The following is a 14,890-nucleotide window of genomic DNA, read 5'->3' as shown; positions in this document are numbered from 1 at the left end:
CGTGTATATCTATCTAAAATAGTAGTACTACAATGGCATTTTAAAAAACTCTCTCGATGGGGGCCTTAGAAGAAAATGTATTCATGCTTTTGCCGTGCATCCCATCCTTAAAAAGATAGGCTTTCACGGCGGCGGATCGTAATATAGCAAGTTCAGCGTATACGCTGAAAATAACAAAAGAGACCTGCTTATAAGCAGATCTCTCTATGCTTTTGATATGTTTCTTTTATTTTGACGGCGTTATTTTATTTTACTTCTTATATACCCTTCCACGCCGCTATCAACCACACCTGTGCCGCCCATTATTATGATCCTGCTATCCGTATCTATGATATCGTCTAAATAGGCATCAACGTTTTCATTTAATTGCCCTTGCAGCGTATACAGTACAGCGCTATCTTCAATCGAGCCTACATATCCCGCTGTTACTGCATCGGCCAATCCGTTATAACCTACCATGATAGCGTTCGGCAAGTTCAGCTCTTTGGCCAACTCTATGCTGGTCGCTACTCTATCTTTTCCGCCGGCGCGTTCAACGGTACCGCTTACCAACGCATCCAATTCATCGGCTGTTGCTGACGATACAATATCTGTTCCGCCTACTATTATGATGTTCTTTATGCCGAGTTCTGCCAAGGCATCTTTGGTGACATCAGGTATGCCATGCTTGTTGACCATAAGAAGCGGCATACCGTCTGCTACGGCCGGACCTGCCGCCAAGGCATCTGCCGGTGCATAACCATTAACCACAATAGCCGTGTCCTTTAACTGTCCGCCTAATTCCTTGGATTTCCCAGCTATCTTTACGGCGGTAGCTTCTCGAACATCTCCATAAATTCTCGTTACATCGTATTTCTTGTCGATCAATTCTTTCTCTATAGCCTCGGATATTATCTTAGTTCCTCCAAGCAAATATACATTTTTAACACCGGCGTGTATCATATATTCAATTACCGCATCCGGAATTTCATCGGTATCAGTCAGCAATATCGGTGCTTTTAAAGTCCCTGCCAGCATGTTTGCCGCCAATCCATCTGCAAAATCATTGGTATTTGCAGCCAGTATTACTGTAGATGCCAGAGGATAATATTTTTTGGCAGCCTCCACTCCGGTCTCAAATCTATCTCCGCCGCTTATCCGGGCCGGAGGTAAAACATCAACATTTATGGGAACCAGGTTGCTTATATAGGTACTGTCGTTATAATCGACCTCTGCCCATACATTTACGGTCATATCGTCTGCCGGTCTGTTTTGAACCGTTACGGTACCATCCTCAGCTATCTTCAATACGTCGTCATTATAGGATTCATATTTTACAGTAGCGTTGGAAAGATCGATATTTTCGCCTGTCCCGTTATCTTTGGCCGCTATACTGAGTTTAACGCTTCCGTCTGAATCGGCCGATATTGAATCCTCATCCGCCACAAGCGATACATCGACATTTGATTTGTTCAATGTAAAGCTGTCATAAAGGAAGGTTGGTTCTACTATCGTATTGGTCTCACTGTCAAATCCAGTCATATAAGTATCGAATTTAACATTGTCCTCGGACACAGTCACCGCTACAAAAGTCGGAGCCCTATAAAAATCCGGATTGGTTTCTTCCTGTTCATCGTCGGTGCTCGGTCCCAGCGGATTGAGCTCATGCCCTACAGGCATAGTCGAGTCGAGGTCTAAGAAATTATAGTCCGGCGCAACGGGATCATATTCCGAGATCCAGTCGTTATCCTCAAGCGGGGAATAGAATTTGAGAGTGCTTCCGCAATTCGCCACATAATATAGCGGCGCATATCCCGGAGCCGTGGCGCTATATGTCCTATCCCCTATCTTTTCCGTAACATCCGCCTTATAACCGTTCAACTTTACAAGGCCGCGGCTTAAGATATGATCGTGCCCTTGGAGCACCATATCCACATCTAATTCGGCAAAGACGGGAGACAGACGCTGCCTCAACAACTTGACGTCCGCATCGTCCATATGATCTCCGCCCGAATAAGGGGGCTTATGCATACCGACTATCGTCCATTTGCCTGCATCTTTAGCTTTTTTAACTTCTTGGCGCAAGAAGGAGATTTGGTTATCTAAATCTTCGTCCGAGCGGTATTCCGTATTAAGTATTATGAAACGGGCCGCGCCGTAGTCAAATGCATATGTTACAGGAATACCGTCTATTCGGCTTAACCATGTATAGTGACTTGTCATACCGTCTGCTCCGTCCTTGTCAGGACCACCGTCATGGTTGCCCATAGTGGCTGCCAAAGGCAATTCGGATATCCAGCTGCCGCTGTATACATCATTATACTGCTCATTGCCCGGCTGGTTGAAAAAGCCTTCCCACTGCCCTTCATTGGGCGTGTTGTTCGTGAGATCGCCGGCTATATAGATAAATTTTGCATCGGGGTACTTTTGCTTCGCAATATCCAGATTCGCATGCCATGCTTTAGCATGAACGTCGCTCACTTGTGGATCGGCTACATAGATAAATGTATACGGATCCTCCGATGATGGTGCTGTTTCGAAGCTTCTCACATCTCCTACTATTTCAGTTTCACCATCGTGAGCTATAAGACGATAAGAATACTCTGTGTCTGGTTTCAATTCATCTACTGTCGCTGAATAGAAGTTCTTCTCGGTTATGACTTGTCCATTCTCGTCTTTAATGGTCGAATTGGTTACAGCTCTTTTCTCGGTTTTTGCATCATACGGTATCGCTGTGCTTTCATCAGCACCCTTCTCCCATACCTTAACCTGTGCATCGGTCAAAGTCGTATTGATCGTCGTCCAATTGATGCTGATACTGGTCTGCGGATCATCGGTCATAGCAAGGCCTATCTGCTGCGGCTGCTTAGCGGCAGGCACTTCTTCGGCGGCCAAAGCCGTTTCAAGCACTGCAGACGGCACAATCCCCGATATCGCCACCAGTATTGCCAATATTCTTTTACCGGTCAGAATCCTCTTATAGAATAGCACTATAGAGAAAATGTGTGTTAAATTCATGTAAAAGCCGCGTTAAGTTTATGTAAAATCTTTGGTCGGAACTTTTTAATCTGTTCATACGTCTTTATGTATAGGAAGGAGTGAACCTCATGAAGGATATTCTTATAGCAATATTGCTGACATCGGTTATAGCGCTCGGAGCATCGGCTTGTTCGCCATCGGGTGACGGAAATACGGTACAAAATAATGTAAAATATGAAAAAATAGACATCTCGGATGCCCCCTTAAAACTACAGGAAACTATAGAGCAGGTAAAAAAGAAAAAAGGTTATATCTATTATACTGAAGATGACAGCGGCTACATTTATGTTGCAGCCGGCGAAAAGCCAACCGGCGGATATGCTATTGAAGTATTGAACTTTATAGATAATAAAAATGATAAACTTACGCTTACAGTCCGCTTTACCGAGCCTGGCAAAGACGATATGGTAACGCAGGTTATCACTTATCCTTATGCGTTGATACGATTTAAAGCCCCTGATAAAGCTGTTGAAGTAATAGATGAGAGCGGCAATAAGCTCCCTCAATTAAACCGCTGATCAGCTAGTATAATACCAACGACGCGATACCTCATACATTATTATGCCGGCTGCGATGGACGCATTGAGCGATTCTGCGCGGCCTGGCATATCTATACTGACTGCACATGTTGTTTTATGCATAACTTCCTCGTCTATACCACGCGCTTCATTGCCTATAACGATGGCTGTTCTCTCAGCTAAAGGCGCTTCGTTTACAGCTATCCCGCCGCGTGGCACGGCTGCCAATACAGATGCTCGTTCCACTAATTCGGTCAACGCTTCAGACAATGGAACATCGTTATACACCGGCACATGAAATGACGAGCCCATAGCAGCGCGCAGCACTTTGGGATTATATTGATCAGCGGTACCTCGACCGGCTACAATGGCGCTAAAGCCCATCGCATCCGCTGTGCGTATCATGGTACCCACATTCCCCGGGTCCTGTACGGCATCCAATATCAGCAGCAAACAGCGTTCAAGCGTTGTTATCTCACGCCAATCCCTTTGTTGTTGCTTCAGTACAGCAAGCACGCCTTGCGGCGTCGCCGTATCTGAAATATTAATAAATACGTCAGGCAAAACCGAAAAATTATCTATACCGTTGTCGATAATAAGTTTCATAAGAGCGTTATCGCTGAAATCGGATGAATAAACAATAAATAAGATATCCTCATTTGCTTCTATGGCCTCTTCTACCAATCTTGCCCCTTCAATAAAATATAAGCCACTTTTCTTTCGCCCATGCGATGAAGCAAGGCTCCTCACCAGCTTGATGCGCGGATTATCTTTAGAGACAATCATATATCAACCCGCTACTTTTCCGGATAACGCTTCTAATTTGCCTATATCGTCGGCTGTACCTACCACTATAAGCACATCGCCTCTACGAAGCACATCATCCGCTTTGGGTGTCACATTTATCGATTCTCCTCGTTTTATAGCTATGACATTTATACCATACTTTGCACGCATATTTAGCTCTTTAAGAGATTTGCCTGCCCAAATGGACAATACTGATAATTCCATTAAGCTATAATTAGGCGACAGCTCTATATAGTCCATTATATTGGTAGATACGAGGTTATGGGCCACGCGCACGCCCATATCTCTTTCCGGAAACACCACCTTATCGGCTCCTATCTTGTAAAGCACGCGCGCATGCATATCATTTTGGGCTTTTGCCAATACATATTTAACGCCCAGCTCCTTCACTATCATGGTAACCATTATGCTGGCCTCTATATCGCCTCCAATAGCCACCACAGCTACATCAAAATTTTTTATGCCCAGTGACTGTAGCACGCCCTCCTCGGATGCATCGCCTTGAACAGCGTGCGTGGTATAATCCGATACAGCGTTGATCAATTCCTCATTTTTGTCTATAGCCAGTACATCGTGTCCCATTTCGTATAGCGTTCTGGCTACGCTTATACCGAATCTTCCCAACCCTATAACTGCAAACTGCTTCATAAAAACCTCAAAACCTCCATATTATCCCACCATAATTTTTTCTTCAGGATATCTGCACAAGTCCTTCATCCTATGCTGCCTTTGCAGCAAAGCCACGGCAATGGTAAGCGGTCCCAGCCTGCCGGCAAACATAGTAAACACAAGTGCTATTCTTGAAACCGTCGACAACGTAGGCGTTATGCCCGTAGATAATCCCACTGTGCCAAAGGCCGATACAGCTTCAAATAATACTTTCATAAACGCTTGATTTTCGGCTAAAGATAGTATAATAGTAACCGCTGATATCAAACCTAATGATAGCACAGCTATGGAGAGTGAGCGCATCACCAGCGTCCAAGACAGCCTTTTGCCGTATATATTGACGTTCTCTCTACCTCTGAGCACAGCAGCTACTGCCAGAAGTATGGTACTCAAGGTGGTGGTTTTTATACCGCCGCCTGTAGAAGCAGGCGAAGCGCCGGTATACATGAGCAAAATGGTCACAAACTTGGACGCGTCGGTCAGATCTCCCTCTGAAATGGTGTTGAAACCGGCTGTTCTCGGCGTCATGGACTGAAATAGAGCAGCCATAACCTTAGCCGGTAAAGGCAATGGCCCCAGTGTTTTCGGATTATTGTATTCTACAAAGAAAAAGAATAAGAAACCGACGATTATCAACACGACCGTAGTGGTAAGCACCAGCTTCGTATGCAACGACAAGCGTTTTATATGCCAGTTGTAGAACACATCCATTATAACGGCGAAACCTATGCCACCTATAACTATCAATGCCATTACGGTGAAGTTTATAACTATATCACCTACAAATGGAGTAAAGCTGACAAAGTCCCCTATAATATCGAACCCGGCGTTATTAAATGCCGACACGGCATGGAACAAAGAGAAATAAAGGCCTTTTTCTATACCGTAAATCGGTATAAAACGCGTCGATAGCAACGCCATACCCGAGAGCTCGAATAATACTGTGGCTATCAATATGCGCTGCGTCAGCTTGACCAAACCCTGTAGCGAAAACTCGTTCAATGCCTCCTGTATCACCAGACGCTCTTTTAAACCTATACGCCTTCCAAGCAACATAGAGGCGAGCGTGGCCATGGTCATAAAACCGAGACCACCCGCCTGTATCAATAGCATTATTACTATCTGGCCAAACAGCGACCAATAAGTGCCGGTATCCACTACTATAAGGCCGGTGACACACACAGCCGATGTGGCTGTAAACAGCGAGGTAACAAAGTCAGTATTTTGCCCCGCTGCAGAAGATATGGGTAGCATTAACAACAGCGTACCTATAAGTATTATAGCGGCAAAACCCATAACCAATATTTGTGTTGGAGTAAATCTAGTCAAGATAATACCTCTTATTCAACTTTGAATTTGCTCCAACTATTATACCATCAATAAATAAAAAATAAAGGGCTTTTGCGTAAAATTTTCTTTTGTTTAACTCAAGCCAACGGCTTTGATTAACTCGTCGATTTGCCGCTCATCATCAGAAGGCATGGATATATTATCAAATAGCAACCATTCCTCACCATGCTCCACCGATTGACCGGGCTGCAGCTCTACCATGGGACCTAACGACTCTATTTCGGTCATAAAGTCCGTGGTATACGTCTCAAACGATACACCGAAATCAGGATAGGCAGCATCAGGCTGATGCTCATACCGCTTTACAAACATATGGCCGTGGTTGGCATAAGCTGCCCAGCCATATTCGTTTGAAAGGCCAAACTTAAACGGCGGTTCACAATCCGGATCCTGAAGCAGTGTTATGTATTTGTCGCCCCAATACACCCTATGGTCGTTCATTTTTGAATAAGACCACAATACCAAAAGCCGATTGGCCAACAGGCCTGTATCCTTTTGCGGTTGAGGTACTATCTCCTTTCCCCCGGTAGCCATAACCGTCAATGCCCATGGCGCCAATCGAACAGGCCAAAGCCCCTCGTTGATCAGCCTATGTTTTATATTGACAGCAGCTTTATCGGCAGCCATCGTTACTTCCATTTCTTTTTTTATATGGGTTTCCGGCTCAGTATCTTGGCTGAGTTTTATTCCATCATCTATGATGCTCCATGCCACCGGCTTATTGTCAGGAATATAGGAACGCGGCTTTACCTCGGGACTATGCCACAGTCTATGCCCGCCATATATGTACCACTCATCCCCGCCTTTCTTGCCTACCTGATCCTTTCTTTCGCAAAATTCATTTACATCGTCCTTAAAGCCGAAACGTATTATGCGCGGGCCTACATCGGTAGTAGCCACTATATCAATTATTCCGTTGGATACCTGAACACAGTTATCCCACCCTGCATAATGAATTTTATGCACATCAATCATTGTCATATGTACCATCCTCCTTTAATATGCTAGTATAATTATCCTCCAAACGCCGCAATCGCTTTCTAATATCCCTTAATTCCATCTCATGCTCACCATACATTTCCAATATTATTTCAAATTTATCCTCGATTTTATCCAAACGCTCCACAATCATTTGCTGTCCTTGCTTTAGCCCTGCCATATCGCCTTCCACACTGTCCATACGCTGCTCAAGCCCGTCCATGCGCTGCTCAAGCCCATCCATGCGCTGCTCAAGCCCATCCATGCGCTGCTCAAGCCTGTCCATGCGCTGCTCAAGCCCATCCATGCGCTGCTCAAGCCTGTCCATGCGCTGCTCAAGCCTGTCCATGCGTTCATTAAAGTGCTGCTCAAGCCCATCTATGCGCTCATTGAAACGCCGCTCCATATTATCCATAGCATCCAGCACGCGCTCAAAACCATCCATTATGAATTTTTCATCTAGCATAAATACCGGTCCTCCTTTGCTCAAAATTTGCTAATATTATTATAACGCTGCTTATAGAAAAAGTCACTAGTATATAATGTAACGAATTAGAATTGCAGCTACATGTATTAAAAAACAAGCCTGATACGTCTATAATCACGGAAGATATGATCAATGCATATCTCAAAAAGGATCGCGACGTGTGGTGGCGGTGAGTGGATTCGAACCACTGACACTGCGGGTATGAACCGCATGCTCTAGCCACCTGAGCTACACCGCCATGGTTGCGGGGGAAGGATTTGGACCTTCGACCTTCGGGTTATGAGCCCGACGAGCTACCTGACTGCTCCACCCCGCGATGATATCTAATAAACTTGCTGGTGCCGGAGACCGGAATCGAACCGGTACGGCTCTCTCGAGCCGCGGGATTTTAAGTCCCGTGCGTCTGCCAGTTCCGCCACTCCGGCAATATTTTGACCAGCAACAACTATTGTACACCACTGTAATGCTCCTGTCAAGAGGCATTACAGCATATTTTTTTATCCTTATTCTTCCTTTTGATTACTGTTCAAGTATAACACAGGCTAATAGGATAGGTACCGTCGCCTATGCGCGACGGCACCCGAACAGTCATTCCTGTTGTTCTCGTTTGGCTTCTTCTATGATTTTAACAGCTATATTGGAGGGTACTTCTTCGTAGCGCTCAAATCTCATTGTAAATATCCCTCGGGCCTGCGTCATAGATCTGAGCTCTGTGGCATATTTGAACATCTCGGCCATAGGTACTTCAGCCACTATTTGCTGTAAACCGCCTTCTACCTGATTCATGCCAAGTATGCGGCCCCGTCTCTTATTTATATCGCCCATTATATCTCCCATATATTCTTCGGGAACGATAACCTCTACATGCATTATAGGCTCCAATAAAACCGGATCGGCTTCTGCTATACCTTTTTTATATGCCAGCGAGGCTGCCACCTTAAATGCCATTTCGGAAGAATCCACCGGGTGATATGAACCATCGTATAGGATAGCTTTAACGCCTATCAACGGATATCCTGCCAGCACACCATGCTCTATGCATTCCCTAAGGCCTTTCTCTACCGCAGGTATGTATTGACGCGGTACCACGCCGCCCACTATCTTGTCTTCAAACACAAACGTCTCCGAGGGATCGTTTAACGGCTGAAATTCAATCCATACATGGCCGTATTGGCCGTGTCCGCCGGTCTGTTTCTTATGCTTGCCTTCTGCTTTGGCAGATTTACGAATGGTCTCTCTGTAGGGTATTTTAGGATCCCTTAATATGACATCAGTACCGAACTTGCTATGAAGTTTCTGGGTTATAATCTCCAAATGCAGCTCCCCGATACCCGATATGAGCATATCGCCGGTTTCCACATTCTTTTCTACCGTAAATGTGGGGTCTTCTTCAGCCAGCCTATGCAGCCCCATTGATATTTTGTCTTCATCACCTTTGGATTTAGGCTCTACCGCTTTAGATATAACCGGAGCGGGAAACTCTATGCCTTTCAATTTAACAGGATGCGCGGGATCGCATAATGTATCCCCTGTAACAGTATACTGTAATTTAGCTATAGCACCTATATCGCCGGCATTTATAGCATCTACCGGTACCTGTTTTTTCCCTCTCATCAGATATATTTGTCCAACTTTTTCGGTTTTATCCTGATTAGAATTATACACAGCAGTATCAGACGTTAAATGACCTGATTCCACACGGAAAAGTGAGAGTTTACCTACAAACGGGTCAGCCACTGTTTTAAATACTATAGCGGAAAATGGCTTGTTCTCATCAGCCCCTTTGTCTTTAGGCGAAGGCATATAATCTACTATGGCATTCATAACCTGAGTTATGCCTGCCATAACAAATCCGGCACCGCACAAGACGGGTACTACAGAACCATCCAGAACGCCTGCTTTTATACCCCGCTTTATCTCATCGATGGTAAGTTGTTGGCCGTCAAAGAACTTCTCCATCAATGCTTCATCGCCTTCAGCAGCCGACTCTATAATGGCTTCGCGCGCTTCCTGTACGCCATCGTTCATATCGGGAGGGATAGGGATTTCTTTGGTTTGACCATTATTATCTACAGCATATGCTTTGAGATCGATCAGATCTATAAATCCAGTAAAATGATCGTTTTGCATAATAGCCAACTGCAATGGCAATATATGAGTGCCATATTTATCCTTGAGCTGAGATACCGTTTTATCGAAGTCAGCATTTTCTCTATCCATCTGGTTAACAAACACCATTTTAGATAAGCCATATTGGTCGGCATAATCCCATGCTTTTTCTGTGCCGACTTCTATACCAGATACGGCGCTAACCACTATCATCGCACTATCCACGGCTCTCAAGCCCTCCAGCATTTCTCCTACAAAGTCGAAATACCCTGGGGCGTCTATTATGTTTAATTTGCAGTTACGCCATTCAACAGGTAATACAGAGGTGTTCAGCGATATCTTCCTCTTTATTTCTTCAGGATCGTAATCCGATACCGTATTGCCTTCGGTCACTTTACCAAATCGATCAGTGGCCTTACCCAAATACAACATCGCCTCAGCTACGGTGGTCTTGCCATCGCCGCCATGGCCTACCAAAGCTACATTCCTCAATTCATCAGCATGATAATCCTTCAAAGCAACATTCCCCCTGATTCGAAATATTTAGCTTCCGCCATTGATTTCATTATATCATAAAATTAATATAAATTTAACACGAATTCAACATAAATTTAACCTTATTTACACGCCTCAAATGAAAAAGTAAAAGTCCCATTTCTCGAACGTTATAACTAATTTCATTGCCTGGTTCTTGTAAAACAAAAAACAACGGGAACATTCTGCGCTTGCTGGTTTCTTGATATATATTGTATAATATGGATATACGCGTGATACAGAAAGGAGCAAAAAACAATGCGTAAAAGAATATTTGCAATCATTGTGGTTATAGCGTTTCTGCTTACGCTGGTCTCGGGCATAATTGCAGCGCCTACATATGCCGCAGCTGCGTATCAGCGTCTGGAGGGCGCCGATAGGTATGGAACATCAGCCGCTATAAGCAAAAGTGGCTGGCAGACGGCTGATACAGTGGTCATAGCCCTGGGAGATGATTTCCCGGACGGGTTAACCGGCGGGCCTTTGGCATACAAGCTCGATGCGCCTCTTTTGCTTACGCGAAAAGACAAACTGCCGGATGCGGTTAAACAGGAAATAGCCCGGCTGAAACCGAAAAAGGCGTATATATTAGGCGGCCCTAAAGTGATATCCGACAGTGTCAAACAAGCGCTGGAGGATAACGGCATAACCGTCGAGCGGGTATATGGCGAAGACAGAGCGGCTACCGCAGCTGAAATAGCGAAGATCATTGGCGCGCCGACAGGCAAAGCGGTAATAGCAACCGGCCGCAATTTTCCGGATGCGCTGGCTATATCCCCGATTGCCGCTGCCAACAACATGCCTGTATTGTTTGTTTATGGCTCAACAATTCCGGCTGCCACGCTTCAGGCTCTGAAAGATATGCAGATAGAGCAGGTTGATGTGTTGGGCGGCGACAAAATTATACCGCAGGCTATAGTCGACAAGCTCAAGAGCATGGGCATATCCGTCAGGCGGATATACGGCGGCAACAGAGAACTGACCGCTCTTGAGATAGCCAAAGCGTATGGTGCTGTTGCAGACGGCACGTTTGTCGCTACCGGCTATGATTATGCCGATGCACTGTCTGTTGCGCCTCTAGCGGCCAAGAAAGGCCAGCCGCTGTTATTATGCGGCAAAGACAAAGTCGATAAAGGCGTGTCGGCCTATATAATAAATTCAGGTCTTACTATTGATAAGGTGACGGTTGCAGGCGGCGAAGGTGTCGTTTCTGATACGACTGTGTTCAAACTCTTCACCCCTGAAATAATTAATATATATAAAATGGATGTTAATGACCAGGTGAAATATGACGGTTCTATAACAAAAACCATAGATTTTATTACAGATAATGTGCTAGGTGCGGTTCTTTATAGAATGTCCTTTTCTTATCCTACAGGAGATTCTTTGTCCCCTTTTGAGGAGTATCGTTGGATAACTACCGGTTTTTCACTGAATGACGATGGAAAGGCATCTTTTGATATTCCTTTCTTTCTTGGTGCTTCTCCCAGCGACAAAGGAAATTATTTAGCAAAAATTCATGCATTAGATGCTAATGAAAATATATTGGTTAGCTCCGAAATTTTTCCAGTCGAAATAGATGCAAGAGACGCCAGTGGCAGACTTATAGTTTATAATAAGGAACAGCTTTCAGCTGCAATTAGCTCTCATGTTGATTTTGTAATTTCCGATAACTCCACACAGATGAAAGAATATTATAACAAAGCCAAAACTATAATAAGCAAGATAATCAAACCAGGCATGACAGATTTGCAGAAAGAAAAAGCAGTACACGATTATATAGTTAATAATGTCCGATATGATATCAAAAATTATAATAACAACACTGTTCCTGATGAATCTTACTCTCCATACGGCGCTTTGGTAAAGGGCGTTGCTGTTTGTGAGGGTTATGCATGGGCAACCAAATTATTGCTTAATATGGCTGGTATAGAAAGCACAGTTGTGGAGGGAGGCGGACATGCATGGAATATAGTTAAGATAAACGGTAAATGTTATCATTTAGATACGACATGGGATGAGCCTGTAACGTCTAACGACAAAAATATTTTAAGATATGACTATTTTAATTTGAACGATGCGCAAATAGGTAAAGATCATTTTTGGGATAGAAATAAATACCCGGCATGCCCCAAGCCGGGGCCACGGCCATAGACCGAGCTATTTTACAATAAAGCAAGAAATGTATCTTGCTTTATTGTAGGATTTTATTTTCTTTATAAAGAAAATAACCTTGTTCTGATGCGGCATAAAATGCAATATAATAACTCATGATAATGTGTCTTATATTGCATTTTATGCCGCTTTTTCTTAATTTTGACCCCAAAAAGACCGATTATTCTCCTATAAAAACGCATGATAATATTTTATCGGCCTTTTGGGCCTGCGGTAACTCTGCACAATAATCGGCGGTTATTATAATAGGCGCAGGTTCCTGCGCCTATTATTCTTAAAACATATCAATCGACAGGTTTTGTTTCTATACGATCATATATATCCGTATAAAATTGGGTCTTTTATGAACGCTATAATAAAAGTGAGCCAAAAATGGGTCAAGCGCTAACGAATTTTTGATCCACTAAAGACTAAAAATCCTGTATTATAAACACAGAAAACTCATGATACAGGAGGTTAAGGAGTGTGACAATTGAAGTGGATCTATATGAAAAAATTCGTCAGCTTTATGCCGTAGAGCATTGCTCTCAAAGGAATATTGCCAGACAGCTAGGGATTTCCCACAATACTGTCAAAAAGTATTGCCAAGGTGCCTGCCTACCGGGACAACGCAAACCTTACCAAGAAAGGGTTGCTCCGGTGGTAACTCCTAAGGTAATCGAGTTTATTCGTTCCTGTCTGGAACAGGATGAACAATAAGGCATCAAAAAGCAGCAACATACGGCAAAAAGGATTTATGACCGTTTGGTAGAGGAAAAAGGATTTACCGGTGGAGAGTCCACCATAAGGCGATATGTCCAGCAACTGCGACAAAACGTTAATAACACCTATATTCCTTTATCCTTTGACCCTGGCGAAGCGGTACAGGTAGATTGGGGAATGGCTAAGGTATATATAAGAGGCGTAAAACAAAATATACATCTGTTTTGTATGCGCCTGTGCTTTAGCTGCGATATCTTTGTCATGGCTTTTGCCAGAGAGAATGAGGAATCTTTCTTGGAAGGCCATAGGGCTGGCTTTGAACACTTTGGTGGTGTTCCCAAGAAGGAAATCTTCGATAATGCCCGGCTTGCTGTAAAAGAAGGCTGGGGTACCCATGTAACCAAAGAACAGGAACGGTTTAGGGTATTTAAGGCTCACTATGCCTTTGCCATTGAGTATGGATAATGTTATACCCTTCCCAGCCGATATACTGGTTAAGGAGATATCATTGAGTTCTTATGATATACTTCTGGCAGGAGGTGATAAGAACCATGAGTGAGATAAATCCCAAAAAGGAGCTTATACGCCTCTATGCAAAACAGCTTTGATAGACCGTTTAACCTTTAGAGCCCATATACTCAATATGAACGGTACGTCATACCGCTTAAAGCAGCAAACAGCAGCTCAGCGAGGATAAAGCCATGCTCAGGCCACTCGGGAGCCTCCAGTCTCCCTTGACAAGAACACCCAAATGGATAATCAGAAGATGCAGAGGGCGACGGAAGGGAAGCAGAAACCAAAATACCCCCAACCCTCGCCAAAAATATTATACTTCCTTGGGACCCGGTCTTGTCGAGGGTCGATGAAAAGCGTGAACATAAAGACTTCGCGGGTTAGTCCCTGAAGAATTTATCCCTATCGCTTTTACCTGACCGGCTCCCCCGATGGAACCGTGGAGCTCGATCGTTTAGTTTGCCTCGGACTCAAAAAAAAGAAGCAAAAGAACTCACCTTTGCAGAATTTACTTTTAAATCCTGCAAAGGTGAATCAAAATTTCGTTGACAATCGCATCGATAAGCCTTGCAAATGCACTGACTCGCCTTATAGTAGGACTGTTTATCTTAAGTCCGGGGATGAATCCGCCGATACCTCGCGATAGCAAGGCTTTTCGCCAGATGTATAAAAAGCATACCACAGCTGAAAGAAACAGCAAGAGGCTTTTTATTGATTATGATATTGAAGCATACAGAAGCAGAAGCTCTAGGATTAGGTTTGCTTTGGCGACTATGTCTGCAATAAATATTCACTCAGATGCTTGGCTTAAACACACTGGCTTCAATATCATCGACTTGCTGGAGAAGAAAAGATCTACGGCAGCATAAGCGATACAACGGCATAAAGCTGTAAGACCTAATGTGCTTCCTAAAATCTGCCTACAGAAGGCAGGTTAGCTTTGCTATGCCCTTTTTTAGCCTCTTTTTGAGCCAGTCACACAATTATACGGTTTTCAACGGCTCATGATCTTACAATCACAACCATGGAT

At 44.0% G+C, this 14,890-nt stretch carries 12 protein-coding genes and 3 tRNA genes; 5 read left to right on the top strand and 10 right to left on the bottom strand.

Translation table 11 applies throughout. From position 1 onward, the window contains the following. Positions 1 to 240: 240 nt before the first annotated feature. Positions 241 to 2,997 (bottom strand): cell wall-binding repeat-containing protein, encoded by a 2,757-nt coding sequence (locus JG770_RS07355; protein WP_291957152.1) that lies wholly within the window; start codon positions 2,995 to 2,997, stop codon positions 241 to 243. An 89-nt stretch (positions 2,998 to 3,086) separates the two neighbouring features. Here JG770_RS07355 and JG770_RS07350 point away from each other — a divergent pair, with 89 nt between their 5' ends. Then, on the top strand, positions 3,087 to 3,536 hold the full coding sequence (locus tag JG770_RS07350; protein WP_291957150.1) for a protease complex subunit PrcB family protein: 450 nt from the start codon (positions 3,087 to 3,089) through the stop codon (positions 3,534 to 3,536). On the opposite strand, the gene JG770_RS07345 is transcribed toward JG770_RS07350, so the two are convergent. From JG770_RS07345 to fusA, 9 genes are all read right to left on the bottom strand, one after another. Then, positions 3,537 to 4,322: an RNA methyltransferase gene (locus tag JG770_RS07345; RefSeq protein ID WP_291957147.1), complete on the bottom strand. Its 786-nt coding sequence runs from the start codon at positions 4,320 to 4,322 to the stop codon at positions 3,537 to 3,539. A gap of 3 nt (positions 4,323 to 4,325) precedes the next feature. After that, complete coding sequence (locus tag JG770_RS07340) at positions 4,326 to 4,991, bottom strand: TrkA family potassium uptake protein (RefSeq protein WP_291957144.1); 666 nt, start codon at positions 4,989 to 4,991, stop codon at positions 4,326 to 4,328. Positions 4,992 to 5,012: 21 nt separating this feature from the next. Further along, positions 5,013 to 6,308 carry a TrkH family potassium uptake protein gene (locus JG770_RS07335; protein WP_363320960.1) on the bottom strand — a complete coding sequence of 432 codons (1,296 nt, stop codon included), beginning with the start codon at positions 6,306 to 6,308 and terminating at the stop codon, positions 5,013 to 5,015. A gap of 126 nt (positions 6,309 to 6,434) precedes the next feature. Further along, a complete protein-coding gene (locus JG770_RS07330; RefSeq protein WP_291957138.1) occupies positions 6,435 to 7,343 on the bottom strand; it encodes a hypothetical protein in 909 nt (302 codons plus the stop codon). Beyond that, a complete protein-coding gene (locus JG770_RS07325) occupies positions 7,330 to 7,806 on the bottom strand; it encodes a DUF4164 family protein (RefSeq protein WP_291957135.1) in 477 nt (158 codons plus the stop codon). Before JG770_RS07325 ends, JG770_RS07330 begins: the two co-directional genes overlap by 14 nt. Before the next feature lie 182 nt (positions 7,807 to 7,988). After that, positions 7,989 to 8,065 (bottom strand) — tRNA-Met (locus tag JG770_RS07320). Between the two features lies 1 nt (position 8,066). Further along, positions 8,067 to 8,143: transfer RNA gene (locus tag JG770_RS07315), tRNA-Met, on the bottom strand. Between the two features lie 20 nt (positions 8,144 to 8,163). Beyond that, positions 8,164 to 8,252, bottom strand: a tRNA-Leu gene (locus JG770_RS07310). 163 nt (positions 8,253 to 8,415) lie between these two features. Next, complete coding sequence (fusA, locus tag JG770_RS07305; RefSeq protein ID WP_291957132.1) at positions 8,416 to 10,452, bottom strand: elongation factor G; 2,037 nt, start codon at positions 10,450 to 10,452, stop codon at positions 8,416 to 8,418. Between the two features lie 276 nt (positions 10,453 to 10,728). Between fusA and JG770_RS07300 the strand changes: the two genes are divergently transcribed. The 4 genes from JG770_RS07300 to JG770_RS07285 all read left to right on the top strand — a co-directional run bounded on the left by JG770_RS07300 (position 10,729) and on the right by JG770_RS07285 (position 14,044). Then, positions 10,729 to 12,624 (top strand): cell wall-binding repeat-containing protein, encoded by a 1,896-nt coding sequence (locus JG770_RS07300; protein ID WP_291957129.1) that lies wholly within the window; start codon positions 10,729 to 10,731, stop codon positions 12,622 to 12,624. 486 nt (positions 12,625 to 13,110) lie between these two features. Next, positions 13,111 to 13,344, top strand: a complete 234-nt coding sequence (locus tag JG770_RS07295) for a hypothetical protein (protein WP_291957126.1) — start codon at positions 13,111 to 13,113, stop codon at positions 13,342 to 13,344. A gap of 45 nt (positions 13,345 to 13,389) precedes the next feature. Next, positions 13,390 to 13,812, top strand: a complete 423-nt coding sequence (locus JG770_RS07290) for a hypothetical protein (protein WP_291957123.1) — start codon at positions 13,390 to 13,392, stop codon at positions 13,810 to 13,812. A 139-nt stretch (positions 13,813 to 13,951) separates the two neighbouring features. Further along, positions 13,952 to 14,044, top strand: a complete 93-nt coding sequence (locus JG770_RS07285; protein WP_291957120.1) for a hypothetical protein — start codon at positions 13,952 to 13,954, stop codon at positions 14,042 to 14,044. Positions 14,045 to 14,890 lie beyond the last annotated feature (846 nt).

The sequence above is a fragment of the Mahella sp. genome (assembly GCF_020054945.1).
Lineage (GTDB): Bacteria > Bacillota > Clostridia > Mahellales > Mahellaceae > Mahella.
This window is presented reverse-complemented; position numbering and strand designations above follow the sequence as displayed.